Annotated in this window: 20 protein-coding genes; 8 read left to right on the top strand and 12 right to left on the bottom strand. The window is 68.9% G+C overall.

All coding sequences use genetic code 11. The annotated features are described in order from the left end of the window. Positions 1-9 precede the first annotated feature (9 nt). Positions 10-2,094, bottom strand: a complete 2,085-nt coding sequence (locus ACUDP5_RS12330; protein ID WP_263912586.1) for a carbon starvation CstA family protein — start codon at positions 2,092-2,094, stop codon at positions 10-12. A 315-nt stretch (positions 2,095-2,409) separates the two neighbouring features. Between ACUDP5_RS12330 and ACUDP5_RS12325 the strand changes: the two genes are divergently transcribed. From ACUDP5_RS12325 to pdxR, 7 genes are all read left to right on the top strand, one after another. Continuing rightward, positions 2,410-3,828 (top strand): cache domain-containing protein, encoded by a 1,419-nt coding sequence (locus tag ACUDP5_RS12325; RefSeq protein WP_263912585.1) that lies wholly within the window; start codon positions 2,410-2,412, stop codon positions 3,826-3,828. Next, positions 3,825-4,481, top strand: coding sequence for a response regulator (locus tag ACUDP5_RS12320; protein ID WP_263912584.1), 657 nt, complete (start codon positions 3,825-3,827; stop codon positions 4,479-4,481). Before ACUDP5_RS12325 ends, ACUDP5_RS12320 begins: the two co-directional genes overlap by 4 nt. Before the next feature lie 96 nt (positions 4,482-4,577). Then, positions 4,578-5,123 (top strand): GTP cyclohydrolase I FolE, encoded by a 546-nt coding sequence (folE, locus tag ACUDP5_RS12315; RefSeq protein WP_025137675.1) that lies wholly within the window; start codon positions 4,578-4,580, stop codon positions 5,121-5,123. A gap of 219 nt (positions 5,124-5,342) precedes the next feature. Beyond that, positions 5,343-6,371 (top strand): taurine ABC transporter substrate-binding protein, encoded by a 1,029-nt coding sequence (gene tauA / locus ACUDP5_RS12310; RefSeq protein ID WP_445658863.1) that lies wholly within the window; start codon positions 5,343-5,345, stop codon positions 6,369-6,371. 69 nt (positions 6,372-6,440) lie between these two features. Next, positions 6,441-7,277: a taurine ABC transporter ATP-binding protein gene (locus tag ACUDP5_RS12305; protein ID WP_263912582.1), complete on the top strand. Its 837-nt coding sequence runs from the start codon at positions 6,441-6,443 to the stop codon at positions 7,275-7,277. After that, a complete protein-coding gene (locus tag ACUDP5_RS12300; protein WP_445658862.1) occupies positions 7,270-8,097 on the top strand; it encodes an ABC transporter permease subunit in 828 nt (275 codons plus the stop codon). The genes ACUDP5_RS12305 and ACUDP5_RS12300 overlap by 8 nt, the downstream gene beginning before the upstream one ends. 182 nt (positions 8,098-8,279) lie before the next feature. Then, positions 8,280-9,803: a MocR-like pyridoxine biosynthesis transcription factor PdxR gene (pdxR, locus tag ACUDP5_RS12295; protein WP_263912580.1), complete on the top strand. Its 1,524-nt coding sequence runs from the start codon at positions 8,280-8,282 to the stop codon at positions 9,801-9,803. Between the two features lie 57 nt (positions 9,804-9,860). Here the strand turns inward: pdxR and ACUDP5_RS12290 are convergent, their stop codons facing one another. The 11 genes from ACUDP5_RS12290 to xsc form a co-directional block, all read right to left on the bottom strand. Continuing rightward, the gene (locus ACUDP5_RS12290; protein WP_445658861.1) at positions 9,861-11,267 is read right to left on the bottom strand and encodes an NAD(P)/FAD-dependent oxidoreductase; all 1,407 of its coding nucleotides are present in this window, start codon (positions 11,265-11,267) and stop codon (positions 9,861-9,863) included. A 63-nt stretch (positions 11,268-11,330) separates the two neighbouring features. Next, on the bottom strand, positions 11,331-11,723 hold the full coding sequence (locus ACUDP5_RS12285; protein ID WP_263912578.1) for a nuclear transport factor 2 family protein: 393 nt from the start codon (positions 11,721-11,723) through the stop codon (positions 11,331-11,333). A 176-nt stretch (positions 11,724-11,899) separates the two neighbouring features. Then, positions 11,900-12,883 carry a GTP-binding protein gene (locus ACUDP5_RS12280; RefSeq protein WP_263912577.1) on the bottom strand — a complete coding sequence of 328 codons (984 nt, stop codon included), beginning with the start codon at positions 12,881-12,883 and terminating at the stop codon, positions 11,900-11,902. 1 nt (position 12,884) lies between these two features. Next, entirely contained in the window at positions 12,885-14,537 is a 1,653-nt protein-coding gene (locus tag ACUDP5_RS12275; protein ID WP_445658860.1) for an amidohydrolase, read from the bottom strand. A gap of 25 nt (positions 14,538-14,562) precedes the next feature. After that, entirely contained in the window at positions 14,563-15,570 is a 1,008-nt protein-coding gene (locus ACUDP5_RS12270; RefSeq protein ID WP_263912575.1) for an ABC transporter ATP-binding protein, read from the bottom strand. After that, the gene (locus tag ACUDP5_RS12265) at positions 15,567-16,565 is read right to left on the bottom strand and encodes an ABC transporter ATP-binding protein (protein ID WP_263912574.1); all 999 of its coding nucleotides are present in this window, start codon (positions 16,563-16,565) and stop codon (positions 15,567-15,569) included. Before ACUDP5_RS12265 ends, ACUDP5_RS12270 begins: the two co-directional genes overlap by 4 nt. Continuing rightward, entirely contained in the window at positions 16,562-17,467 is a 906-nt protein-coding gene (locus ACUDP5_RS12260; RefSeq protein ID WP_263912573.1) for an ABC transporter permease, read from the bottom strand. The genes ACUDP5_RS12265 and ACUDP5_RS12260 overlap by 4 nt, the downstream gene beginning before the upstream one ends. Continuing rightward, positions 17,464-18,432, bottom strand: a complete 969-nt coding sequence (locus ACUDP5_RS12255; RefSeq protein WP_263912572.1) for an ABC transporter permease — start codon at positions 18,430-18,432, stop codon at positions 17,464-17,466. The genes ACUDP5_RS12260 and ACUDP5_RS12255 overlap by 4 nt, the downstream gene beginning before the upstream one ends. 12 nt (positions 18,433-18,444) lie before the next feature. Beyond that, a complete protein-coding gene (locus tag ACUDP5_RS12250) occupies positions 18,445-20,022 on the bottom strand; it encodes an ABC transporter substrate-binding protein (RefSeq protein ID WP_445658859.1) in 1,578 nt (525 codons plus the stop codon). A 127-nt stretch (positions 20,023-20,149) separates the two neighbouring features. Next, positions 20,150-21,070 (bottom strand): bifunctional enoyl-CoA hydratase/phosphate acetyltransferase, encoded by a 921-nt coding sequence (locus ACUDP5_RS12245; protein WP_445658858.1) that lies wholly within the window; start codon positions 21,068-21,070, stop codon positions 20,150-20,152. Positions 21,071-21,073: 3 nt separating this feature from the next. After that, entirely contained in the window at positions 21,074-22,885 is a 1,812-nt protein-coding gene (gene xsc / locus ACUDP5_RS12240) for a sulfoacetaldehyde acetyltransferase (protein WP_445658857.1), read from the bottom strand. Between the two features lie 160 nt (positions 22,886-23,045). Here xsc and ACUDP5_RS12235 point away from each other — a divergent pair, with 160 nt between their 5' ends. Then, entirely contained in the window at positions 23,046-23,864 is an 819-nt protein-coding gene (locus tag ACUDP5_RS12235; protein WP_445658856.1) for an IclR family transcriptional regulator, read from the top strand. Positions 23,865-23,888 lie beyond the last annotated feature (24 nt).

The raw sequence follows: 23,888 nt of genomic DNA, 5'->3' as shown, positions 1-23,888 counted from the left end.
CTCCCGGGGTCAGTCCGCGCCGGCTGCGACGGCCGGCAGGGTTTCGTACGGCGTTTCGCGGGCGGTGGGCTTGTTTTCCTGGCGGGCGCGCAGCACCGAACGCACGCCGAACACCACGATGCTGACCACCACGAAGATGAAGATGCCGCACAGCCCCGCGTTGATGTAGTCGTTGAGCACCACGCGCGACATTTCCGACAGCGACTTGGCCGGGGCCAGCACCTTGCCTTCGGCGATGGCGGCGTTGTACTTGGCCGCGTGCGCCAGGAAGCTGACCTTCGGGTCGGCATGGAACAGCTTCTGCCAGCCGGCGGTCAGGGTGCACGCCAGCAGCCACAGCGTGGGCAGCACGGTGACCCAGGCGTAGCGGTCGCGCTTCATCTTGAACAGCACCACGGTGCCCAGCGTCAGCGCAATGGCGGCCAGCATCTGGTTGGCGATGCCGAACAGCGGCCACAGCGTATTGATGCCGCCCAGCGGATCGACCACGCCCTGGTACAGGAAGTAGCCCCACGCCGCCACGCACAGGCCGGTGGCGATCAGGTTGGCGGGCAAGGACTCGGTGCGCTTGAGCGACGGGGCAAAGGTGCCCAGCAGGTCTTGCAGCATGAAGCGGCCCGCGCGGGTGCCGGCGTCCACGGCCGTCAGGATGAACAGCGCTTCGAACAGGATGGCGAAGTGATACCAGAACGCCATCATGCCCGGGCCGCCGATGGCCTGGTGCAGGATGTGGGCCATGCCCACGGCCAGCGTCGGCGCGCCGCCGGCGCGCGAGATGATGGTGCTTTCACCGACGTCCTTGGCGGTCTGCACCAGGTCGGCCGGCGTCACCACGAAGCCCCAGCTGGACACCACCTGGGCGACCTGGTCGGGCGTGGTGCCGATGACGGCGGCCGGGCTGTTCATGGCGTAGTAGATGCCCGGCTCGATCACGCAGGCGGCCACCAGGGCCATGATGGCCACGAACGATTCCATCAGCATGCCGCCGTAACCGATGTAGCGGGCCTGGGTTTCGTTTTCGATCAGCTTGGGCGTGGTGCCCGACGAGATCAGGGCATGGAAGCCCGACACCGCGCCGCAGGCGATGGTGATGAACAGGAACGGGAACAGGTTGCCCGACCACACCGGGCCGGAACCATCCACGAACTGCGTCAGCGCCGGCATTTTCAGCTCGGGCGCCACCACCACGATGCCGATGGCCAGGCCGACGATGGTGCCGATCTTCAGGAAGGTCGACAGGTAGTCGCGCGGGGCCAGCAGCAGCCACACCGGCAGCACCGAGGCGATGAAGCCGTAGATGATCAGGATCCAGGTCAGGCCCTTGCCGTCGAAGTCGAACATCGGGCCGATGACCGGATGCGCCGCCACGTCCTGGCCGAACGTGATGGCCGCCATCAGGCCGACAAAGCCGATGATGGAAACCTCGCCGATCTTGCCCGGGCGGATGTAGCGCAGGTACACGCCCATGAAGAGCGCGATGGGGATGGTGGCGGCCACCGTGAAGGTGCCCCACGGCGAATGCGTCAGCGCCTTGACCACGATCAGCGCCAGCACGGCCAGGATGATCACCATGATCATGAAGGCGCCGAACAGCGCGATCACGCCCGGGATCTTGCCCAGTTCGGACTTGACCAGGTCACCCAGCGAGCGGCCGTCGCGGCGGGTGGAGATGAAGAGGATGGTGAAGTCCTGCACGGCGCCGGCAAACACCACGCCGGCCAGGATCCACAGCATGCCGGGCAGGTAGCCCATCTGCGCGGCCAGCACGGGGCCGACCAGGGGGCCGGCGCCGGCGATGGCGGCAAAGTGGTGGCCGAACAGCACGTGCTTGTTGGTGGGCACGTAGTCCAGGCCGTCGTTGTACTTCCAGGCCGGCGTCATGCGCGTGGGGTCCAGCTTGAAGACCTTGTTCGCGATGAAGCGGCTGTAGTAGCGGTATGCGATCAGATACACGCACACGGCGGCAATGACCACCCAAAGCGCATTGATGGTCTCACCTCTGGCCAGCGCCACGGTGCCAAGCGCAAACGCGCCCAACACCGCAACCGCCAGCCAGACCAGGTGCTGACCCAGTCCCTTACTGCTGGTATGCATAAGTTCTCCTCGTGCCTGCCGCCATGCTCTTGGCGTGAAACGCTTTTTTCGTCTCGCGGAAGGCAGACTCATTGTTGTGGGGTGGCGGACACGGCGGTCCGCTCGGCGTCGGGTCGACGCGGGCGTTAGTATTTCGGTTTGCCCCACCCCCAACAAGCGCGAAACTACGCAAGCGCCCTACGTGTTACTACCGAATGCGCCGCAGCAAATTCGCGCCGAAATCGTAAAATCGGCGGCGGCCCACCTTTGTCGGATCGGGCCCTTTTCCATTGATGCATCGCAACACGTGCGCTAGTCGCTGATACAAACCCCCTCATGAAGCTGCGTCTGAAAATCCTGCTGCTGGCCGCCGTGCCCCTGCTCGTGGCGCTGGCGGCCATCGCCGTGGCCGTCTACGTGCAGGGCCTGCAACTGGCCCAGCGCGAAAAGGAAGTGGTGGAAAGCGCCTGGCTGGGCAGCAAGGAAAGCGAACTGCGCCACTACGTCAGCCTGGCCTACAGCGCCATCGCCCCGCTGCAGGAAGCCAGCGACGGCGAGGCCGCCCGCGAGCGCGCCCTGGCGCTGCTGGCGCAGATGGAATTCGGCCACGACGGTTATTTCTTCGTCTATGACCTGCACGGCAAGAACCTGATGCACCCGCGCCAGCCCGAACTGGTGGGGCAAGACCTCTGGAACCTGCGCGACACGCGCGGCCAGGCGGTGATCCAGAACCTGCTGACGGCGGCGCGGCGCGGCGGCGCGCAGGGCCAGGCCGTGCATTACCTGTGGGAAAAGCCGTCCACCCACCAGACCGTCGAAAAGCTCGGCTACGTGGTGGTGCTGGAACGCTGGGGCTGGATGCTGGGCACCGGCATCTACCTGGACGACGTGGAACAGACCCTGGCCCACATCGACGCCGCGGCGCAGGCCAACATCCGCAACATGTTCGCCTGGGTGGCGGGCATTGCGGCCGTGTCCATCCTGCTGGTGGCGGCCTGCGGCCTGGCGCTCAATATCAGCGACCACCGCCAGTCCGACGCCAAGCTGCGGCTGATGGCCCAGCAACTGGTGCGCTCGCAGGAAGACGAGCGCGCCCGCCTGTCGCGCGAGCTGCACGACGGCATCAGCCAGGTGCTGGTCAGCATCAAGCTGTCGCTGGAAGCCGCCCGCGAACGCCTGCGGCAGGCCCTGGGCGCCGAGCCGCGGGCGCTGGCCCACATCGACACGCCGCTGGGCGGCGCGCTGGACCGCCTGAACACGGCGGTGGGCGAGGTGCGCCGCATTTCACACAACCTGCGCCCCACCCTGCTGGACGACCTGGGCCTGCCGGCCGCGCTGGAACACCTGGGCCGTGAATTCGCCGGCGCCAGCCAGCCGGGCGCCACGCCCCTGGCCGTGCGCCTGGCCACCCAGGGCCGGCCGGTGAAGCTGCCCGACGCCTACGCCACCGCCCTGTTCCGCGTCACCCAGGAAGCGCTGACCAACGTCATCCGCCACGCCGGGGCGTCGCGCGCCGACCTGACGCTGGCCTATTCCGCCCGCGACCTGCGCCTGACGATCAGCGACGACGGCCGCGGCTTCGACTACGCCGACGTGCAGCGCGACCCGCGCCGCGGCATCGGCCTGCGCAACATGCGCGAACGCATGACGGCGCTGTCCGGCAGCCTCAGTTTCCATACCTCGGACCAAGGCACCACCTTGCAGGCCTGGTTGCCGCTGCCCGCCCCCCATCCCGAACCGGCCCCTTCCGCATGACCGACCATCCCGACGCCATCCGACTGCTGCTGATCGACGACCACCCGCTGGTGCGTGACGGCCTGCGCCTGCGCCTGGAAACCGTGCCGCACCTGCGGGTGGTAGGCGAAGCCGGCAACGCCGCCGCCGTACTGGCCTTTCTGCAAGCCTGCCTGGCCGAAGACCCCCAAGGCGGCACCCTGCCGCAACTGGCCCTGATGGACCTGAACATGCCCGGCGTGGGCGGGCTGGACCTGACCGCGCAGCTGCACGAGCGCTATCCGCAGATCGCGGTGCTGGTGCTGTCGATGCACGACAACGCCGAATACATGGTGCAGGCCGTGCGGGCCGGCGCCCGGGGCTACCTGCTCAAGGACGAGCCAGCCCAGGAAATCATCGCCGCGATCGACACGGTGATGACCGGCCGCACCTATTTCAGCGCGGCCGTGTCGCTGCGGCTGTCGCAGGCCAGCATCCCGGCCACGCTACTGACCCAGCGCGAACGCGACGTGCTGCGCCACATCGCCAGCGGCCATGCCAACAAGCAGATCGCCCAGGCGCTGGGCCTGTCGGTGCGCACCGTGGAAACCCACCGGCTGAACATCAAGCGCAAGCTGGGCATCGACGGCCAGGCCGAACTGGTCAAGTACGCCGTGGAGAACCGCGGCGTGTAGTTTCAGGCGCCTTTCAGGCGAGCGGCCCCGGCCCGCGCTGGGGTAGACTTGCGTGTTAATCGCCATCAGTGGCGCGCAGCCCCAGGAGTCCTCCCCATGTCATTGGAAACACACTACACCGCCATTCTCGAAGCGCTGGGGGAAGATCCGTCCCGCGAAGGGCTGGCCGACACGCCGGCCCGCGCGGCCAAGGCCATGCGCCACCTGTGCCGCGGCTACGGCCAGAACCTGGACGAAATCGTCAACGGCGCGCTGTTCACGTCCGACACCCGCGAGATCGTGCTGGTCAAGAACATCGAGCTGTATTCGCTCTGTGAACACCACATGCTGCCCTTCATCGGCAAGGCCCACGTGGCCTACCTGCCCAACGGCCGCGTACTGGGCCTGTCCAAGGTGGCGCGCATCGTCGAAATGTATGCCCGCCGCCTGCAGATCCAGGAAAACCTCAGCCGCCAGGTGGCCGAGGCCGTGCAGTCGGTCACCGGCGCCGCCGGCGTCGCCGTGGTGATCGAAGCCCAGCACATGTGCATGATGATGCGCGGCGTCGAAAAGCAGAATTCGTCCATGGTCACCTCGGTGATGCTGGGCGAATTCCACGAAAACCCGTCGACCCGGGCGGAATTCCTCAGCCTGATCCGCTAAACCAGAAGGCGTCCCCCAAACGGGCGGCCGGACCACCAAGGTCCCCCGCCCGTTTGCATTGCGTCGTCCGCCAGATGGGGGATTCCCTCACCTTGGTTCCAGTTGAAGGGAATAACTGGTCCTAGCGTTCATATCCCATCCGGGCAAACTGGCGTCACAGGCCGCACCGGCACAAGCCGGTCGCGTCGGGGCGCGGCCCATCCTCGATCGGAGATCATCATGAACGCGATGTACCGCCTCATCCGCCGTTGTCTCCTTGCCGGCCTGGCCGCCGCGCTGCTGGGCGCGCCCGCCCATGCCCAGACCCGCCTGACCGTGGGTTACCAATTGATCGTCGGCCCGTTCCTGGCCGCCATTGCCGACGGCAGCTTCGACAAGGCCCTGAAAGACGCGGGCTACCAGGTCGACTGGCGCCAGTTCACCTCGGGCGGCGACATTTCCACCGCGCTGGCCTCCGGCAACGTGCCGGTGGGCGTGCTGGGGTCCACCGGCATCACGTCCGCCGCCACCCGCGGCGTGGACATGGAATTGTTCTGGATCCTGGACAACATCGGCAAATCGGAAGCCCTGGTGGCGCGCAACGGCTCGGGCATCGACAGCACGGCCGACCTGAAGGGCAAGCGCGTCGCCACGCCGTTCGTGTCGACCTCGCACTTTCACCTGCTGGTGGGCCTGGAGCAGGTCTGGAAGATCAGCCCGCGCGACGTGCGCATCCTGAACATGCAGCCGCCGCAGATCGTGGCCGCCTGGCAGCGAGGCGACATCGACGCCGCCTACGTCTGGCCGCCCGCCCTGACCGAAATCGAAAAGACCGGCAAGGTCATCGCCGATTCCGAGGCCATCGGCCGCGCCAGCGTGCCGACCTTCGACGGCCTGGTGGTGGACCGCGCCTGGGCCGCCAGGAACCCGAAGTTCATGGCCGCCTTCACCGGCGTACTGGCCAAGTCGTACGCCGACTACCGCGCCAACAGCGCCACCTGGACAGCCGACTCGGCGCCGGTGAAAAGCATCGTCAAGCTCATCGGCGGCAAGCCCGACGACGTGGCCTCGGCCTTGACGCTGCTGACCTTTCCCACCGCGCAGGAACAGGCGTCCAATGCATGGCTGGGCGGCGGCAAGGAGGCCGGCGCCGCGCGCGCCTTCGCGGCCAGCGCCAAGTTCCTGAAGGACCAGAAGCAGATCGACCGTGCCCTGGACGACTACAGCCGCCACGTCACGGACCAGTACGCCAAGGCGGCCGTCAAATAGCCGCAGGCGTCGCCAGCCGCGGCCCGGCGCCCGCCTCGCCGCGGGCGCCGCCATCAACAGGGAGCCCGTATGTCCCACGCCACCCCGCCCGCCGCGCAAGCCCTGCGCGCGGACCATGTCAGCGTCACCTACCCCGGGCTGCACGACAGCGGACCGGTGATTGCCCTGCAAGACGTCAACCTGACCATCGAGCCCGGCGAATTCGTCGTGGCGCTGGGCGCGTCCGGTTGCGGCAAGACCACCCTGCTCAGCCTGCTGGCCGGATTCCTGTCGCCCACCGACGGCGAGATCACGCTGGGCGGGCGGCCCATCACCGGCCCCGGCGCCGACCGCGGCGTGGTGTTCCAGAAGCACGCCCTGCTGCCCTGGCTGAACGTGCTGGAAAACACCGAGTTCGGCCTGAAGCTGCAAGGCGTGGACTGCGAGACGCGCCGCGCCCGCGCCCGCCGCAACCTGGAACGGGTGGGCCTTGCGGATTTTCACCGCCACATGATCTACCAGTTGTCCGGCGGCATGCAGCAGCGCGTGGGCATCGCCCGGGCGCTGACCTGCGACCCGGCCATGCTGCTGATGGACGAGCCCATGGCGGCGCTGGACGCGCTGACCCGCGAGACCATCCAGGAGCTGCTGCTGGAAATCTGGCGCCAGACCGGCAAGATGTTCTTCTTCATTACCCATAGCGTGGAAGAGGCGCTGTTCCTGGGGTCGCGGCTGATCGTGATGTCGCCGCGCCCGGGACGCATCACCCACACCTTCAAGCCGGATTTCAACCGGCGCTACCTGGAGACGCGCGATGGACGCGGCATCAAATCAAGTCCCGACTTCATCGCCATGCGCGAACAAGTCCTTGGCATCATCTACGGCGACGAACTTGCCGCCTCCGCCCCGCAGGCCGTCCATGCCTAGCCGCTTTTCGAGGCATCAGCCGGCCACGCCGGGCAAGGTCTATGGCGCGCCGGGGGCCGGCTACAGCGGCCACATCAGCCTGTTGACCAGCATCGCGCTGCTGGCGCTGTGGTTCCTGGCCACCAATGCGGGCTGGGTCAAGCCGCTGTTCCTGCCATCGCCGCAGGCGGTGTACGGCAAGTTCGTGTCCGCCATGACCGACGGCGTGGCCAACTCGACCCTGGCCGAGCACGCGCTGGCCAGCCTGACGCGGGTGTTCTCGGCGTTTTTCCTGGCCTGCGCCACCGCCATTCCGGTCGGCATCCTGATGGGCGTGAATCGCTACGCCCGCGGCATCTTCGACCCGCCCATCGAGTTCTACCGCCCGTTGCCGCCCCTGGCCTACCTGCCGCTCATCATCATCTGGTTCGGCATCGGCGAATTCCCCAAGATCCTCTTGATCTACCTGGCCATCTTCGCGCCCATGGCCATTGCGGCGCGGGCCGGGGTGCGGTCGGTGTCCATCGAGCAGATCCACGCCGCCTACGCCATGGGCGGCACGCGGATGCAGATCGTCTGGCACGTGATCCTGAAAGCCGCCATGCCCGAGATCTTCACCGGCATGCGCATCGGCATCGGGGTGGGCTGGACCACGCTGGTGGCCGCCGAAATGGTGGCCGCCGACCGCGGGCTGGGCTTCATGGTGCTGAACGCCGCGCAGTTCCTGGCCAGCGATACCGTCATCATGGGCATCATCGTGATCGGCGTGTTCGCCTTCGCCTTCGACCTGCTGGTGCGCTACCTGGAGAAATTCGCGATTCCCTGGAAGGGACGCATCTGAAAGAAGGATCTCGTTCCATTTTCCGGCCGATGCGTCATCCATTTGTCGTCCAGGACGCCTCGGCAGGGCATTCCCGCATTCCGCCCCCCCATCCGCTCCTCTATTCTGGGACCCAGCCCCCCGCCCCGCTCCGCGCCTCGCGCCGGCACGGCCGGGGCGCGTCGCCACTACAAGGAGCCGCCATGTCCAGCCAGGCCTCGATGCTCAAGCCTGTGTTGTGGGAACGCCTGTTCGAACGCGAAAGCGCGCCCAATCTCAGCCTGCAGGGCCGGGTCCGGCAGATGCTGGTGTCGGCCATTCTCAGCGGCCATCTGCCGCCGGGCGCACCGGTGCCGTCCAGCCGCTATCTGGCCGACCAGTTGCGCATCGCCCGCAACACCGTCGTGTTCGCCTACCAGCAGCTGGTCAGCGAGGGCTACCTGGAATCGCGCGAGCGCAGCGGCCACTTCGTCAGCGCCGACGTGCTGCAAGGGCGCGCCGCGCAGCACGCGGACCCGTGCGCCTCGAACGTGGCGGCCGACGCCGTGCGCTGGGACGAGCGGCTGCGCTTTCGCCCGACCCGCCAGCGCAACATCGTCAAGCCGCAAGACTGGCAGAAGCAACCCTATCCCTTCGTCTACGGCCAGTTCGACCAGGACCTGTTTCCCACCGCCGAATGGCGCGAATGCTGTATCAAGGCCCTGTCGGTGCTGGACATCCGCAGCTGGGCGCCCGACCTGATCACCCACGACGACCCCGCGCTGATCGAGCAGATCCGCACGCAGGTGCTGCCGCGCCGCGGCGTGTGGGCCGACGCCGAGGAAATCGTCATCACCGTGGGCGCGCAGCACGCGCTGTATCTGCTGGCCGACCTGCTGGTCAATGAAGACACGGTGGTGGGCATGGAAGACCCGGGCTACCCCGATGCGCGCAACATCTTCGCCAGCCACACCCGCCACCTGCTGCCGCTGCCGGTGGACGGCCAGGGCCTGTGCACCGGCACCCACCTCCTGGGCTGCGACTACCTGTTCGTGACGCCGGGCCACCAATGCCCCACCACCGTCACGCTGTCGGCCGCACGCCGCGACACGCTGCTGACGCTGGCCCGCCAGGCCGACAGCCTGATCATCGAAGACGACTTCGAAAGCGAAAGCCGCTGGGGCGAAGGCGCGATCCCGGCGCTGAAAAGCCAGGACCGCGACGGCCGCGTGATCTACGTGGGCAGCCTGGCCAAGTCGTTTGCGCCGGGGCTGCGCATCGGCTACATCGTCGCCCCGCGCGAACTGGCCGCCGAACTGCGCGCGCTGCGCCGCCTGATGCTGCGCCATCCGTCGGCCTACATCCAGCGCGCGTTCTCGCTGTTCATCTCGCTGGGTCATCACCATTCGCTGCTGCGCCGGCAATCGCAGGCCTACCAGCAGCGCGGCGCCGAATTGACGGCGGCGCTGGCGCGCTGGCTGCCCGACTTCACGGCGGTGCCCATCACCGGCTCGTCATCCTGCTGGCTGCAGGGGCCGGCATGGCTGGACGCCACCGAACTGTCGCAGGCGGCGCTGGCCGAAGGCGTGGTGGTGGAGCCGGGCAAGGTGTTCTTCATGGACGGCGCCAACGCGCCACGCAATTTCCTGCGGGTGGGGTTCACGTCGATCCGTGCCGAGCACATCGGGCGCGGCATCGAGAAGCTGGCGCAGGTGGTGCACCGTTACCGGCTGCGGGCCGCGGCGTAGCAGGCGGGCGCCGCGCCGGGTCGCGGCCCGGCTGCCGCCGCCCCCGGCGCACCGCCGTCAGAGCATTTCGTCGCGCAGGTAGTACCACCGGTACAGCAGCGCCTGCCCCAAGCGGCGAAACGGCGCGAACAGGTGCCCGGGCAGCGGCGTGTCGTAGATCGGCAGGTCCCACGCGATGCCGTCCTGCCCCATCATGCGCTGCGCCAGGCGGCGTCCGGCGTGCGCCGAGAACGCCACGCCGTTGCCGCCATAGCCAAAGGCGTAATACACCCGCTGCGCCGGATCGGGCTGCGTGATGCGCGGCATCATGTCGTGGCTGACGTCGACCCAGCCCCACCAGGAATAGTCCACCTCGACCCCGCGCAACGACGGGAACTTGCGCGCCAGGCCGTTGCGCAGCAGCGCCAGGTGGCGCGGGTGCTGCGCGTCGGCGCCGCGCAGCGCGCTGCGGCTGCCGATCTGCATGCGGCCGTCCGGCAGCAGGCGGTAGTAGAAGCGCAGCGTGCGCGTGTCGGTGATGAACACCGTGCTTTTCAGCCCGGCGCGCTCGCGTTCGGCGGGCGTCAGCACCCGGGTGACCATGGAATTGGACAGCACCGGCATGATGCGGTTGTCCAGCAGGCCGTTGACCCCCTGCGCGGTGTAGCCGCCGGTGGCGAAGGCCACCCGCTTGGCGCGCACCGTGCCGCCTGGCGTCTGCAGACGGTAGCCGCCCGCCGCTTCGGTCCAGCCCAGCACGGGGCTGCCCGGATGGATGCGCACGCCCAGCGCGCGGGCCTGGCGCATGTAGCCGTAGGCCAGCTTGAGCGGGTGCACGCCCACGCCGTCCGGCTCGTGCATGGCGCCCACGGCCTCGTGGTCGTCGACATAGCGTTCGCGCAGCGCGGCCTTGTCCAGCATGCGCGTGTCGTAGCCGAACTGCTCGCGCATGACGCGGGCCTCGTTGCGCAGGAACGCCATCTTCTTTTCGCGGTGGGCGGTGTACAGATGGCCGCCGGGCTGGGCGTCGCAATCGACCTGGTCCACCAGGCTTTTCCAGTACTCGAAGCCTTCGCGGATCTCGGCGTCCAGCCGGCGCGCGGTGGGCAGGCCCCAACGTTCGATCCATTGCGACCGGTACAGCCGACCCGACGCGTTCTGGCCCTGCCCGCCATTGCGGCTGGTGCAGCCCCAGACGGCGCGGTTGGCCTCCAGCACCACGGCTTTCACGCCGTAGTCGCGCGCCAGCGCCAGCGCCGCCGACAGGCCGGTGAAGCCCGACCCGACGATCACCACGTCGGCGTCGATGTCGCCCTGCACCGGCCCGTCGTCGGCCGGCGGCGGCCCGGCCGTCGCGACCCAATAGGTCGGCGCGTAGTCCTGCCCGCGGCCCGGCGGCGAGACCAGCGGATCGTAGGTGGGGTTGTAGGCGCTGGCGGCGGGGCTGGCGGCGTCCGGGGGATCGAAAGGCATAGCGGTATCCATGCGGCGGGGTCCGGTAGCGGTGGGCGGGGTCGGGGCGCGATGGCGGCCAGGAAAATCGGCGGGTCAGCCGCGAGCGGGCAAGGCCGGGCGCTGTTTGCGGAACGCGTTCTTGACGCGGATCTTGCCGCCCTGGAAGGTGAAGACATCGACCATGTCGGCCTCGATGCGCGAGCCGTCGGCGGCAGTGCCGGTGAAGGTGGATTCCGACACGCCCCGGTCCCCCGCCACCCAATGGCGGCCGTGGTTCCATTGCGCATCCGGGAAGTTCTTCCAGGCGGCTTCGAACGCCGCGCGCACCGCCTCGCGGCCGGCGTGGCGGGCGCCCCAGCGCTCGGGGCCGCCCACGGTTTCAAAGACGCAGTCGTCGCTCATGAAAGACATCAAGGCGTCGATATCGTGGCGGTTCCACGCGGCCGCGAACTCGGCCAGCATGTCCACGGTGACGGTCTGGTGCATTGCCTACCCTCCTGAATCCGCGGGCGCGACATGCGCCTGCGTGCCAAGCCCAAGGTACGCGCGGGGGCTGGCAGGGTCTAGAACCAGACGCGGGCAATCGCTTGCACCAGACGGCCGCGATGGCGCCGCGCCACGCGGGCAGCTCGGGCCATCCGTGCAGCTCGGCGCGGCGCCCGTCACGCCGCAGCCGCCGAGAGATGCGCGGCCACCTCGCCGCCGCCGGCCCCATCGCGCAGTCCGATGAACACCAGCGCCGGCCGCTCGATCTCGGCCGGGCGTTGCGCCTGCGTGTCAAAGCGCACCCGGCGCCCCGCCAGCTGCACCAGCACCCACCCATGGCGTTCGGTGCGCACCCAGCCCTTGGCGCGCAGCCAATGCCGGGGCAGCTGCCGCAGGCTGCTGGCCAGCCGGTCGGCATGCAACAGGTCCGGCGCCGGCCACAGCCAGCTTTGAAACGGATGCGCGGGGTCGTCATCGTGGCGGGGGCCGTCATCGTGGTGATGCGACGCGTCGTGGCTGTGCCGGCCACAGTCGGCATGGGTGCAGGCGTCATGGATGCAGGCGTCATGGATGCAACCCACGCCCCCCAGCGCGCTCAGATCGACCCGCCCTTCCCGCGCGGCCACGATCGGCGCGCCGCCCGATTGCTCGCCCAGCCAGGCCCGCAGCGCCGCCGCCTCGTCGGGCGCCACCAGATCGGTCTTGTTCAATACCAGCAGGTCGGCGGCGCGCAACTGGCGCATCACGGTGTCGGCCAGCAGCGGATCAGCGGCCGTCTCGCGGATGGCGCCGGCATCCACCAGCACCACCACGCCTTCCAGCTGCAACAGGGGGTCCGCCATGCCCACCTGCGCGATGCGGCCGGGGTCGGACACGCCGCTGGCTTCGATGACGATCCATTGCGGCGCCGGCTCCATGGCCAGCACCCGCGCCAGCGCGTCGTCCAGCCCGCCGGCCATGGAACAGCAGACGCAGCCGTTGGCCAGCCGGATCACGTTGTCGGCGCGCTGGGCGACCAGGCCCGCGTCGATATCGATCGGCCCGAAATCGTTGACCAGCACCGCCGCCCGGCGCGGGCTGCCAGTCAGCACATGGTTCAACAACGTCGTCTTGCCCGCGCCCAGGAAGCCGCCCACGACCGTCAGCGCAATGCGCGCCATGTCAGGCGCCCTGGCGCGCCAGGGGCCGGCCACCGACCATCGTGCCCAGCACGGCAATGTCCTTCAGGCTTTCGGGCGGCACGGCCAGCGGATCGTCCTGCAACACGCAGAAGTCGGCCTGTTTGCCCACTTCGATGGACCCGACCAGGTGATCCAGGTGCAGCGTATAGGCGGCGCCCAGCGTAATGGCGTGCAATGCCGCGTCGACGCTGATGCGTTCGGATTCGCCCAGCACCCGGCCCGACGCGGTCTGGCGATTGACGGCGCACCAGGCGGTGAACAGCGGCCCGAGCGGCGTGATGGGTGCGTCGGAATGGATGCCGAACGGCACCCCGGCGCGCATCGCCGAGGCGCAGGCGTCCATGCGGTTGGCGCGGTCCGGGCCCATGGTGAGCGCGTGGTGGGCGTCGCCCCAATAGAAGATGTGGTTGGCGAACAGGTTGACGCACAGCCCCAGGCTGGCCATGCGCCGGAACTGCGCGGCGTCGGCCATCTGGCAGTGCTGCAAGGTGTGGCGGTGATCGGGCCGCGGGCTGCGGCGCAGCGCCCGGTCGATGGCGTCGATGGCGCGTTCGGTGGCCTCGTCGCCGTTGGTGTGGATATGCAGCTGCACGCCGGCCTCGTGATAGGCCTGCACCAGCGCATCCAGCTCGGCCGGCGCGATCACCCAGATGCCGTTGGCCGCGCCGTTGTAATAGCCCGGCCAGCGCAACCGCGCCGTGAAGCCCTGGATGGACCCATCCACCACCAGCTTGACCATGCCCAGGTGCAGCTTGCCGTGGTTCAGCCGGCGCGCGGTTTCCAGCCGCGCCAGGCAGGCGGCGGGGTCGCCGGCAAAGGCCAGCGCCGACGCGGCCGGCACGATCCGAACCGGATAGTCCGGCTCGGCCGTGACCCGCGCCAGGGTCGCCAGGCCGTCGTCGCCCAGCTCGTTGACCAGGTCGGTGGCGGTGGTGACGCCGGCCCATTGCGCCACCTGGCCGAACAGGCGCAGGCCGTCTTCCGACAGGCCCACCGTGCGGAACGGGCTGCCGATCAGGCGCATCACCGGGAACATGGCGGCGAACTCGCACAGTTCGCCGTTGGGGGTGCCGTCGTCGAATCGGCTGATGCCTTCGATGTCGGTATCGCGGTCGATGCCGGCCCGTGCGAGCATCGGCGTGTTCACGTTCATCAGGTGCATGCTGGCGTGCATCACCACCACCGGCCGTTCGGCCGACACGGCGTCCAGGTCGCGCACGCTCATGCGCTGGCCGCCGAAGAAGATCGGATCGAAGCCCCAGCCGATGAGCGTTTCGCCCTTTGCCAGGCCCTGGCCGAATTCGCGCAGGCGGGCCGCCACGGCGTCGAAGCTCTTCAGGCCCGGCCACAGGCGGCCGTCCGGCCCGCGGCGCTCGTAGAACCCGACATAGGCGAACTTCCACATACCGCCTTCGGGCAGATGGCAATGCCCTTCCACCAGCCCCGGCATCAGCACCTGGCCGGCGTAGCGCTCGTCCAGGTCGGCCGGCCCCCAGCCGGTCAGGTCGTCCAGGCTGCCCACGCCCAGGATGCGGCCGTCGCGCACCGCCACGTGCGTCGCGCGCGGTTGGGCCGGATTCATGGTCAGGATGCTGCGGGCGGAATAGATCGTGGTGCGGGGGGCAACGGACATCGGGACTCCTTCGGTTGGGGCGGCGTCACGCCTGCAGCGGCGAGACGGCGGCGCCGTGACGGGATTCGACGAAATGGCAGGCCACGTGGTGGCCGGGCGCGGCCTCGCGCAGCGGCGGTTCCTGGGAGGCGCACAAAGGCTGCGCCACCGGGCACCGCCCCGCGAAGCGGCAACCGGGCGGCGGATTCACCGGGCTGGGCGGATCGCCCGTCAGCCGCACCCGGCGCGCGGCCGCATCGCGCCCGCCCTTCACCGTGGGCACGGCCGACATCAGCGCCACGCTGTACGGATGCAGCGGGCGCGAGAAGAACGCTTGCCGCGTGGCCCGCTCGATGATCTTGCCCAGGTACATCACGGCGATGTCATCGCAGACGTGTTCCACCACCGCCATGTCATGCGAGATGAACAGGAACGACTGCGACTGTTCGCGCTGGATGCGCCGCAGCAGGTTGAGGATCTGCGCACGGATGGCGATGTCCAGCGCCGACACCGGTTCGTCGCACACGATCAGGTCCGGCCCGCTGGCCAGCGCCCGCGCGATGTTCAGCCGCTGGCGCTGGCCGCCGGAGAACTGGTGCGGGTACAGCTGGCGTTGATCGGCCCGCAAGCCGACCAGTTCGAACATCAGCGCCACACGCGCCTCGCGCCCACCCGGCGGATCGATGCCCATCAGGTCCAGCGGCGCACGCACGATGTCACCGGCGCGCTGGCGCGGGTTCAACGACGAATACGGGTCCTGGAACACCAGTTGCAGGCGCCGCCGCATGCGCCGCAGCGCCGTGCCGCGCAGGGACGTCAGGTCGGTGCCGTCGAATTCGATGCGCCCGCCGGTGGGGTCTGCCAGCCGCAGCACCGACAGCGCCGTGGTGGTCTTGCCCGAGCCCGATTCGCCCACGATCGCCAGGGTGCGGCCGCGCGCCAGGTCGAACGACACGCCATCGACCGCGCGCACCACGGCCTGGCCGCCGATGGGAAAGTGCACGGCCAGATCGCGCACGGACAGCAAGGGGGAAGATTGCGGCTGCGCGGTCATGCGGCCTCCGGATAGAGCCAACAGGCCACCGCATGGCCATCGCCCACGGCGGCCATGGGCGGGAATTCACTGCGACAACGCGCCAGCGCGCGGTTGCAGCGGTCCTGGAAGGGGCAGCCTTCGCCGCGTTCCCACACTGACGGCACCACCCCGGGAATCTCCGGCAGGTCGGGCCGGTGCGCGCTGGGCGTGCGGTCCAGTTCGGGCAGGCAGGCGATCAGCCCCTGCGTATACGGGTGGCGCGGCTGCGTCAGGATCTGGCCCACGTCGCCCTGCTCCACCACCCGCCCGCCATACATCACCGCCACCCGGTCGGCCATCTCGGACACCGCCCCCATGTCGTGCGTGATCATCAGCACCGCGGTGCCCCGGCGCGCCTGCTGTTCGCGCAGCAGGTCGAAGATCTGCGCCTGCACGGTGACGTCCAGCGCGGTGGTGGGCTCGTCGGCGATCAGCACTTCGGGGTCGCACGCCAGGGCGATGGCGATCATCACCCGTTGCCGCATGCCGCCGGACAGCTGGTGCGGGTACTCGTCCACCCGCCGTTCCGGCAACGGAATGCCCACCGACCGCAGCATGCCGATGGCACGCTCGCGCGCCTCGGCGCGGCCCAGGCCCTGGTGCTGGCGCAGCGGCTCGGCGATCTGGTCGCCCACCGTATAGACGGGGTTCAACGCCGTCATCGGTTCCTGGAAGATCATCGAAATATCGTTGCCGCGCACCCGCCGCATGGCCTCGTCGCCATACGACGCCAGGTCGGCGCCACGCAGCCGCACCTGGCCGGCGCCGATGCGCGCCAGCGGCGGAATCAGCCGCATGATGGCCAGCGCCGTCATGCTCTTGCCGCAGCCGGATTCGCCCACCAGGCACAGCGTTTCGCCGGGCCGCAGATCGAAACTGACGCCGCTGAGCACGTCGGCCGTGCGGCCGCGGGTGCGGAATTCCAGGCTCAGGCCGTCCACCTGCAGCACGGGCAGTTGATCGGCGGCGTTCATGCCCGCCCCCGCGAATTCGGATTGAGCGCATCGTTCAGGCCGTCGCCGATCAGGCTGACCGCCAGCACCGTCACGAAGATGGCCGCGCCCGGCAGCGTCACCGCCCACCAGGCCGCCAGAATGTAGGGTCGGTTGCTGCCGATCATCAGGCCCCAGCTCATGACGTTGGGATCGCCCAGCCCCAGAAAAGACAGGCCCGCCTCGAACAGAATCGCGGTGCCGATCGCCAGCGTGGCCGACACGATGAGCGGCGCCAGCGCATTGGGCAAGATCACACGCCAGATGATGCGCGCATTGCTGGCGCCGATCACCCTTTCGGCCAGCACGTACTCGCGCCGCTTCAAGCGCAGGAATTCGCCCCGCGCCAGGCGGGCGGTGCCGGTCCAGCTGACCACGCCGATGGCCACCGCGATGGTCGCCAGCGACGGGCTGAACAGCGTGACCAGCACCATGGCGAACAGCAGTGCCGGCAGCACCTGGAAGAATTCCGTGATGCGCATCAGCGTTTCATCGACCCACCCGCCGTAGTAGCCGGCCAGCGCGCCGACGGTCACGCCGATGGCCATGGACAGCACCGCGGCCACCACGCCGACCAGCAAGGTGGCGCGGCCGCCGTAGACCATGCCGGTCAAGACGTCGCGCCCCAGGTAGTCGGACCCCAGCCACAGCTCGCCGCCGGGCGGTTCCATGGGTGCGCTGACGATCTCGAACGGGTCGGCCGGCATCAGCACCGGACCGAACAGCGTCACCGCCAGGATGGCGGCGAGCAGCAGCACGCCGAGCATGGCGCCCGGGTTGCGCGCGAACACCCGCAGCGCTTCGTACGACGGCCGCGGCGGCGCCTTGCGCGGCGAGGCGTTCAGGGTGGCGTTGGCAGGCACGGCAAGGGGAGCTTGGCTCATGAGGTCTTGATCCTGGGGTCGATCAGCCGGTAGGCCAGGTCGGTCAGCTGGTTCATCACCACCACCAGCAACGAGGCAAAGAGCAGAATGCCGAGCAAGGTCGGATAGTCGCGCCGCAACACGGAATCGAAGGCCAGGCGGCCCAGTCCGGGCCAATTGAAGACCGTCTCCACCAGGATGGCGCCGGCCAGCACGTTGCCGAATTGCAGCCCCAGCATGGTCACCACCGGCAGCACGCCGTTGCGCAGCGCGTGCTTGTACAGCACCGTGCGCTCGGGCAGGCCCTTGGCGCGGGCCGTGCGGATGTAGTCGGCCGACAGCGCATCCATCACGCTGGTGCGCGCCAGCCGGCTGTATTGCGCCAGGTACACGAAGGCCAGCGTGAAGGCCGGCAGCACCAGATGGTGCAGCACATCCAGCGCGCCGGCCCAGCCGCCGTCGGGCCCGCCCGCCGAGCGCATGTCGGACACCGGAAACCACGGCAGCGCCGACGCGAACAGAATGATGAGGATGATGCCCGTCCAGAACACCGGCGCCGAATAGCCCACGATGGACAGCAGCGTGATGCCCTGCGACAGCGGCCCGTTGGGCTTGCGCGCGGCCAGCGTGCCCAGCAGCGTGCCCGCCACGAACGCGCTGGCCACCGACGTCACCACCAGCAGCAGCGTGGCCGGCACGCGTTCCCAGATCAGCTGGGCCACCGGCAGATTGAAGAAGTAGGAATAGCCCAGGTCGCCCCGCACGACATGCGACAGGTACAGGCCCAGCTGCGCCAGGAAGGGCCGGTCCAGCCCATACTGGGTGCGCAGCTGGGCGCGCAATGCTTCGCTGATGCCGCCCATGGACCCGGCGATGGTCTCCACCGGATCGCCCGGCGAAATGTGGATCAACAGGAAATTCAGCGTCACCACCGCCAGCAACAGCAGCACGGCGTAGGCGAGGCGACGCGAGAGATATCGCAGCATGACGGCCTCCCGCTATTGCAGATAGGTGTCGTCCAGCGGCGACAGCACGCCCCAGATACCTTCGGGCAGGCCATGCACCTTGCTGGACGACAGCGTGTGATACGGAATGACGGTGAGGAAGTCGATCGGCAGGTCTGCGGTGACCTGTTGCTGGAATTCGGCGTACAGCGCGCGGCGCCTGGCCTCGTCGGTTTCGGTGCCGGCCTGTGCCAGCACGGCGTCGACCTTGGCATTCTTGTATGACTGCGTGTTGGTCCAGATGATGTCGCGGATATTGCTGGACAGGTAGGTACGGTGCACGCCGATCACCGGGTCGCCCCAGTTGAAGACGATGTCCGTGGTCATGTCGAAGTCATGGCTGGCGATGCGCTTGGCCCAGGTCGGAAAATCCGGCGACGCGCGCACCTGTACGGTCACGCCCACCTTCTTCAACTGGCTGCGCAGGTATTCGGCCACGTTCTTGCCCTGCACGTCGCTGCCCGGCATGTAGTCCACCGTCAGCGACAGGCGTTCGCCCTTGCCGTCTTTCTTGAAGCCGGCCTCGTCCAGCAGCTGCTCGGCCTTTTTAAGGTCCAGCGGGTATTTCTTCAGGTCCTGTGTGGCGAACGGGCTGGAGGCCACGATCGGGCCGTCCGCCGGCTTGGCGAAGCCGGCGTTCAGCGCCTTGGTGATGAAGTTCTTGTCGATGGCGTAGGCAATGGCCTGCCGCACCCGCACGTCGTCCAGCGGCTTGCGCGCCGTGTTGAACGCCAGCCAGCTGAGCGCGCCGATGCCTTCGTAGCCGCGGCTGCTCATCGTGATGCCGGGGTTGTCCTTGGCGCGCCGCAAAATGGTGGGTTCGGACATGAACGGCAACGCGCCGACCTCGCCGCGCTCCAGCCCGATCAGCAGGTTGGTGGCGTCGGGGTTGATCTTGACCACCACGCGATCCAGGTAGGGCTTGCCGGGCAGGAAGAACTTGTCGAAGCGCTCCAGCACGATCTCCTGCCCGGGCTTGAATTCCTTCAGCTTGAACGGGCCCGACCCGACCACGTCGGCGGAATTGCGCGGATGGTTCTTCAGGTCCTGCCCATCGCCATAGATGTGCTTGGGCAGCACCGGCATCAGGGCCGGCGACAGCGCCAGCAGAATCGCCGGGTGCGGCTGGCTCATGCGCAGCACGGCCGTGTAGGGGTCGGGCGTGTCCACGCTTTCGACGGGCGCGAACATGCTCTGGAACGGATGGTTCTGCTTGACCGCCATGACCGAAAACGCCACGTCCGCGGACGTCACCGGCTGGCCGTCATGGAACAGCGCGTCGTGGCGCAGGTGCAGCGTCAGCGACTTGGCGTCGGGCGCCAGTTCCCACGACTGCGCCAGGTAGGGCTGCGGCTTCCAGTCGGCGTCGTAGCGCAAGGGGCTGGCGAACAGCTGGGCGCTGGGCAGCGCGGTGGCGATGCCCGATTGCACCGCCCCGTTCAGGTGCCGCGGCACCTGCGTCGAGCCGATGACCAACGTGCCGCCCGGCTTGGGCGCATCGGCGGCCTGCGCGCCGGACAGCAGCGCCAGTGCCGTCATGATCGTGGCCAAACCCCATCGTGCGCTGCGCATCTTTCACCCCCTGGTTTTGAGCTGGCCGTTGAGAAGCGGCCTTGGCATTAGCCTAGTCAACCCCAGGGCCTGCCCTTAGTACCAAACCGGTGGACTCGCTGGTGCCAGGGGCAGGCCCGCGCCGCCCTCACGCCGCCAGCGCGCGGGCATACAGCACGGCCACCGCGCAGCTGTTGACGCGGGCCTCGACCGAATCCGAGCGGCTGGTCAACAGCACCGGCACGCGCGTGCCCAGCACCAGCCCGGCCGTGCCGGCGCCGGCCAGCCAGGTCAGTTCCTTGTAGAGCATGTTGCCGGCCTCGATGTCGGGCACCAGCAGGATGTCGGCATCGCCCGCCACGCGCGACACGATGCCCTTCTGCTCTGCCGCCAGCCGCGATATGGCGTTGTCGAACGCCAAGGGGCCGTCGATCTCGCCGCCGCGAATCTGCTGGCGGTCGGCCATCTTGGACAGCGCTGCCGCATCCAGCGTGGCGGGCATGGCGGGGTTGACGGATTCGGTGGCGCACAACACCGCCACCTTGGGCCGCGCCACCCCCAGGGCGCGCGCCAGGTCGATGGCGTTCCGGGCGATGTCAGCCTTTTCCGCCAGCGTGGGCGCGATGTTGACGGCGGCGTCCGTCAGGATAAAAAGCTTGGCGTACGCCGCCACCGACATGACAAAGGCATGGCTGATGCGCCGGCCCGTGCGCAGGCCGGCCTCGCGCGCCACCACCGCCGCCATGAAGTGGTCGGTGTGCAGGCTGCCCTTCATCAACATGCCCGCCTTGCCGTCGCGCGCCAGCGCCGCCGCCACCGCGGCGGCCTGGCGTTCGTCATCGGGCGTATCGATGATTTCCAGCGAGCCGGCGCGCAGCCCCATGTCGGCCATCAGCGCGGCCAGCCGGGCCGCCGGCCCGACCAGCAACGGCTCGATATAGCCGGCTTCCTGCGCCTGCACCGCCGCGCCCAGGCTGGCCGCGCACAGCGGATAGGCCACCGCCGTGCGCACCCGCCCGGCCGACAGCGCCGCGGCCCGCAGCGGCTCGAACAAGCGGTCGGCGGCCATGGTCTAACCGCGCACCGGATCGATCGACAGCGGCACCTCGCCCGGCTGGAATGGCTGGTTGACGTAGCGCTTGTACTTGTCCAGCAAGCGCAGCGGCTGCTTGAGCGCGTCGCGGCGGAACGGGTCGCCCAGTTCCTGGCTGACCATCATTTCCAGCACCGTGGTCTTGCCTTCGGACTGCGCCTTGCAGGCTGCCTGCAAGGCCGCCCCCACCTGGTCCGAGTGTTCGACGCGGATGCCCTCGGCGCCCATGGCGCGGGCCAGCTCGGCGAAGTTGGGGTTCAAGAGGTTGCTGCCGACGAAGCGGCGGCCGTAGAAGTCCACCTGGTTCTTCTTTTCGGCGCCCCACTGGCCGTTGTGGAACACCACCGCGGTGACCGGAATGCGCTCGCGCACGCAGGTCAGCAGTTCCTGGAAGCTCATGCACCAGGCGCCGTCGCCCACGTACGCCACCGCCGGACGGTCGGGCCGCCCCAGCTTGGCGCCGATCAGCGCCGGCAAGGCGTAGCCGCAATTGCCGAAACTCATGGCGGCCAGCATGGAATTGGGCTCGTCAAAGCGCAGGTAGCTGTTGGACACCGAGCAGATGTTGCCGATGTCGGTGGACACCATGGCGTGCTTGGGCATGGCGCGTTCCAGCTCGCGCAGCATGCGGCGCGGATGCATGCGGCCACCGCCATGCTCGATGATGTCCAGGCTCCAGTCGTCGCGTTCGTGCGACCACTCGTCCAGTTCCTTTTCCCAGGCGTTCTTTTGCGAAGCGATCTGGTCGCGACGCGCCTCGCGGGTCTGGGTGCAGGCCACCTCGCGCGCCTGCAGCCTGGCCGTCAGTGCGGCGGCGGCCGGCTTGGCGTCGCCGCAGATGCCGACCGATACCGGCCGCACCAGGCCCAGCATGCGGTGGTCGGCATCGACCTGGATGATGCGCGCGCCCTGCGGCCAGTAATCCAGCCCGTGTTGCGGCAAGGTGCCGAAGGGCCCCAGGCGCGTGCCCAGCGCCAGCACCACGTCGGCCTGCGACAGGAGCTTCATGCCGGCCTTGGACCCCTGGTAGCCCAGCGGACCGCACCACAGCGGATGGCTGGCCGGGAAGGCGTCGTTGTGCAGGTAGCTGGTGACCACCGGCGCGCCCAGCAGTTCGGCCAGCGCCACGCATTCGGCCTGGCCGTCCGAGAACAGCACGCCCCCGCCCGCCACGATGACCGGGAACCTGGCGCCCGCCAACAGGCGCGCCGCGGCTTCCAGGTCTTCTTCCGAGCCGGGGCCGCGGCGGATGCGGCGCGGCTCGGGAATGGCCACGTCGATCTCGCCGTAGAAGTAGTCGCGCGGAATGTTCAGCTGCGTGGGGCCGCGTTCGGCCAGCGCGTTGTCGAAGGCCTTGGCGGTGAATTCGGCCATGCGGTCCGGGCGGTTCACGTGCGCCTGGTACTTGGTGATGCGCGAAAAGATCGGCAGCTGTTCGGTTTCCTGGAAGCCGCCCAGGCCCATGCCGGCGGTGCCGGTCTCGGGCGTGATCGCCACCACCGGGCTGTGGGCCCAATAGGCCGCGGCCACGCCGGTGACGAAATTGGTAATGCCCGGCCCGTTCTGCGCAATGCAGACGCCGTGGCGGCCGGTCACGCGGGAATAGCCGTCGGCCATGTGCGCGGCGCCCTGCTCGTGCACCGTGGGCACGAAGCGGATGCCGGCCGCGGGAAACAGGTCCAGCGCGTCCATGAAGGCCGAGCCGACGATGCCGAAAACGTCCTTGACGCCCTGCGCCACCAGCGTTTCGACGAACGCCTCGCTGGGGGTCATGTGTTGCTTGCTGCTCATGGTCTCTCTCCTGGCGGGCCGGCGCGGCTTGGATTGCATATTGGCCGGTGTGAACCGATACTGCAGCACAAGCATGCGTTTTCCCACCCCGCTGCGTTCCGTTTTCTGCAGAATCCGCACACAACGGGCGCCCTTTCGCCAAATCTTCAAATATTGAAAGATGAAAGACGAATCCTCCGCGGCGCTGCGCGCGCTGACCCTGCTGGAACAGGTGGCCCGCTCGGATACCCCCGTGTCGCTGGCGGCGCTGACCGAGGCCACCGGCCTGCCCAAGCCGTCGGTGCTGCGCATCCTGTCGCGGCTGGTCGATGCCGGCATGCTGCTGCGCGAACCGGCCGGCAAAAGCTATATCAGCGGTCCGCGGCTGTCGGCGCTGGCGCGCGACACCCTGCTCAATTCCCCGCTGCGGGCCGAACGCCACCGCATCCTGGACAGCCTGGTCGACGAAATCGGCGAAACCTGCAACTGCACCATGCTGGACGGCGACGAGGTGATCTACCTGGACCGCGTCGAAACCGCCTGGCCGCTGCGGGTCAACCTGCAACCCGGCTCGCGCGTGCCGCTGCATTGCAGCGCCAGCGGCAAGCTGTTCCTGGCGCACATGCGGCGCGAGGCCCGCGCGCGCCTCCTGGCCGCGGCGCCGCTGCCGCGCTACACGCCCAACACGCTGTGCGAGGCCGCCGCGCTGGAACACGAACTGCAGGCGATCCGCAAGGAAGGCGCCAGTTTCGACCGCGAGGAATTCCTGTTGGGCATCGTCTGCATGGCGGTGCCCATCATGCAGGGCCGGCGCGCCATCGCGGCGGTGGCGCTGCACGCGCCGGTGGCCCGACTGTCGATCGACGGCGCCCGCGCCTGGCTGCCGCGCATGCAGGAGGCCGCCCGGGCCCTGGCGGGCACCTATGAAGCCCCTGCGCAGGAAACGGAGCCGGCGATGGAGCCGGCAATGGCCCCTGAGACAGACCCGGCGACGGACTAGGCGCCAGGCATGGCCGCCGGACGG

Source organism: Achromobacter sp. NCFB-sbj8-Ac1-l, from assembly GCF_052695805.1.
This window is presented reverse-complemented; position numbering and strand designations above follow the sequence as displayed.

Coding starts and splice junctions, on each gene's coding strand:
- ACUDP5_RS12325 (WP_263912585.1), top strand. CDS start 2,410: ATGAAGCTGCGTCTGAAAATCCTGCTGCTGGCCGCCGTGCCCCTGCTC.
- tauA (WP_445658863.1), top strand. CDS start 5,343: ATGAACGCGATGTACCGCCTCATCCGCCGTTGTCTCCTTGCCGGCCTG.
- folE (WP_025137675.1), top strand. CDS start 4,578: ATGTCATTGGAAACACACTACACCGCCATTCTCGAAGCGCTGGGGGAA.
- ACUDP5_RS12300 (WP_445658862.1), top strand. CDS start 7,270: ATGCCTAGCCGCTTTTCGAGGCATCAGCCGGCCACGCCGGGCAAGGTC.
- ACUDP5_RS12265 (WP_263912574.1), bottom strand. CDS start 16,565: ATGAACGCCGCCGATCAACTGCCCGTGCTGCAGGTGGACGGCCTGAGC.
- ACUDP5_RS12305 (WP_263912582.1), top strand. CDS start 6,441: ATGTCCCACGCCACCCCGCCCGCCGCGCAAGCCCTGCGCGCGGACCAT.
- ACUDP5_RS12280 (WP_263912577.1), bottom strand. CDS start 12,883: ATGGCGCGCATTGCGCTGACGGTCGTGGGCGGCTTCCTGGGCGCGGGC.
- xsc (WP_445658857.1), bottom strand. CDS start 22,885: ATGAGCAGCAAGCAACACATGACCCCCAGCGAGGCGTTCGTCGAAACG.
- ACUDP5_RS12290 (WP_445658861.1), bottom strand. CDS start 11,267: ATGGATACCGCTATGCCTTTCGATCCCCCGGACGCCGCCAGCCCCGCC.
- ACUDP5_RS12275 (WP_445658860.1), bottom strand. CDS start 14,537: ATGTCCGTTGCCCCCCGCACCACGATCTATTCCGCCCGCAGCATCCTG.
- ACUDP5_RS12330 (WP_263912586.1), bottom strand. CDS start 2,094: ATGCATACCAGCAGTAAGGGACTGGGTCAGCACCTGGTCTGGCTGGCG.
- ACUDP5_RS12235 (WP_445658856.1), top strand. CDS start 23,046: ATGAAAGACGAATCCTCCGCGGCGCTGCGCGCGCTGACCCTGCTGGAA.
- ACUDP5_RS12250 (WP_445658859.1), bottom strand. CDS start 20,022: ATGCGCAGCGCACGATGGGGTTTGGCCACGATCATGACGGCACTGGCG.
- ACUDP5_RS12320 (WP_263912584.1), top strand. CDS start 3,825: ATGACCGACCATCCCGACGCCATCCGACTGCTGCTGATCGACGACCAC.
- ACUDP5_RS12270 (WP_263912575.1), bottom strand. CDS start 15,570: ATGACCGCGCAGCCGCAATCTTCCCCCTTGCTGTCCGTGCGCGATCTG.
- ACUDP5_RS12260 (WP_263912573.1), bottom strand. CDS start 17,467: ATGAGCCAAGCTCCCCTTGCCGTGCCTGCCAACGCCACCCTGAACGCC.
- pdxR (WP_263912580.1), top strand. CDS start 8,280: ATGTCCAGCCAGGCCTCGATGCTCAAGCCTGTGTTGTGGGAACGCCTG.
- ACUDP5_RS12245 (WP_445658858.1), bottom strand. CDS start 21,070: ATGGCCGCCGACCGCTTGTTCGAGCCGCTGCGGGCCGCGGCGCTGTCG.
- ACUDP5_RS12255 (WP_263912572.1), bottom strand. CDS start 18,432: ATGCTGCGATATCTCTCGCGTCGCCTCGCCTACGCCGTGCTGCTGTTG.
- ACUDP5_RS12285 (WP_263912578.1), bottom strand. CDS start 11,723: ATGCACCAGACCGTCACCGTGGACATGCTGGCCGAGTTCGCGGCCGCG.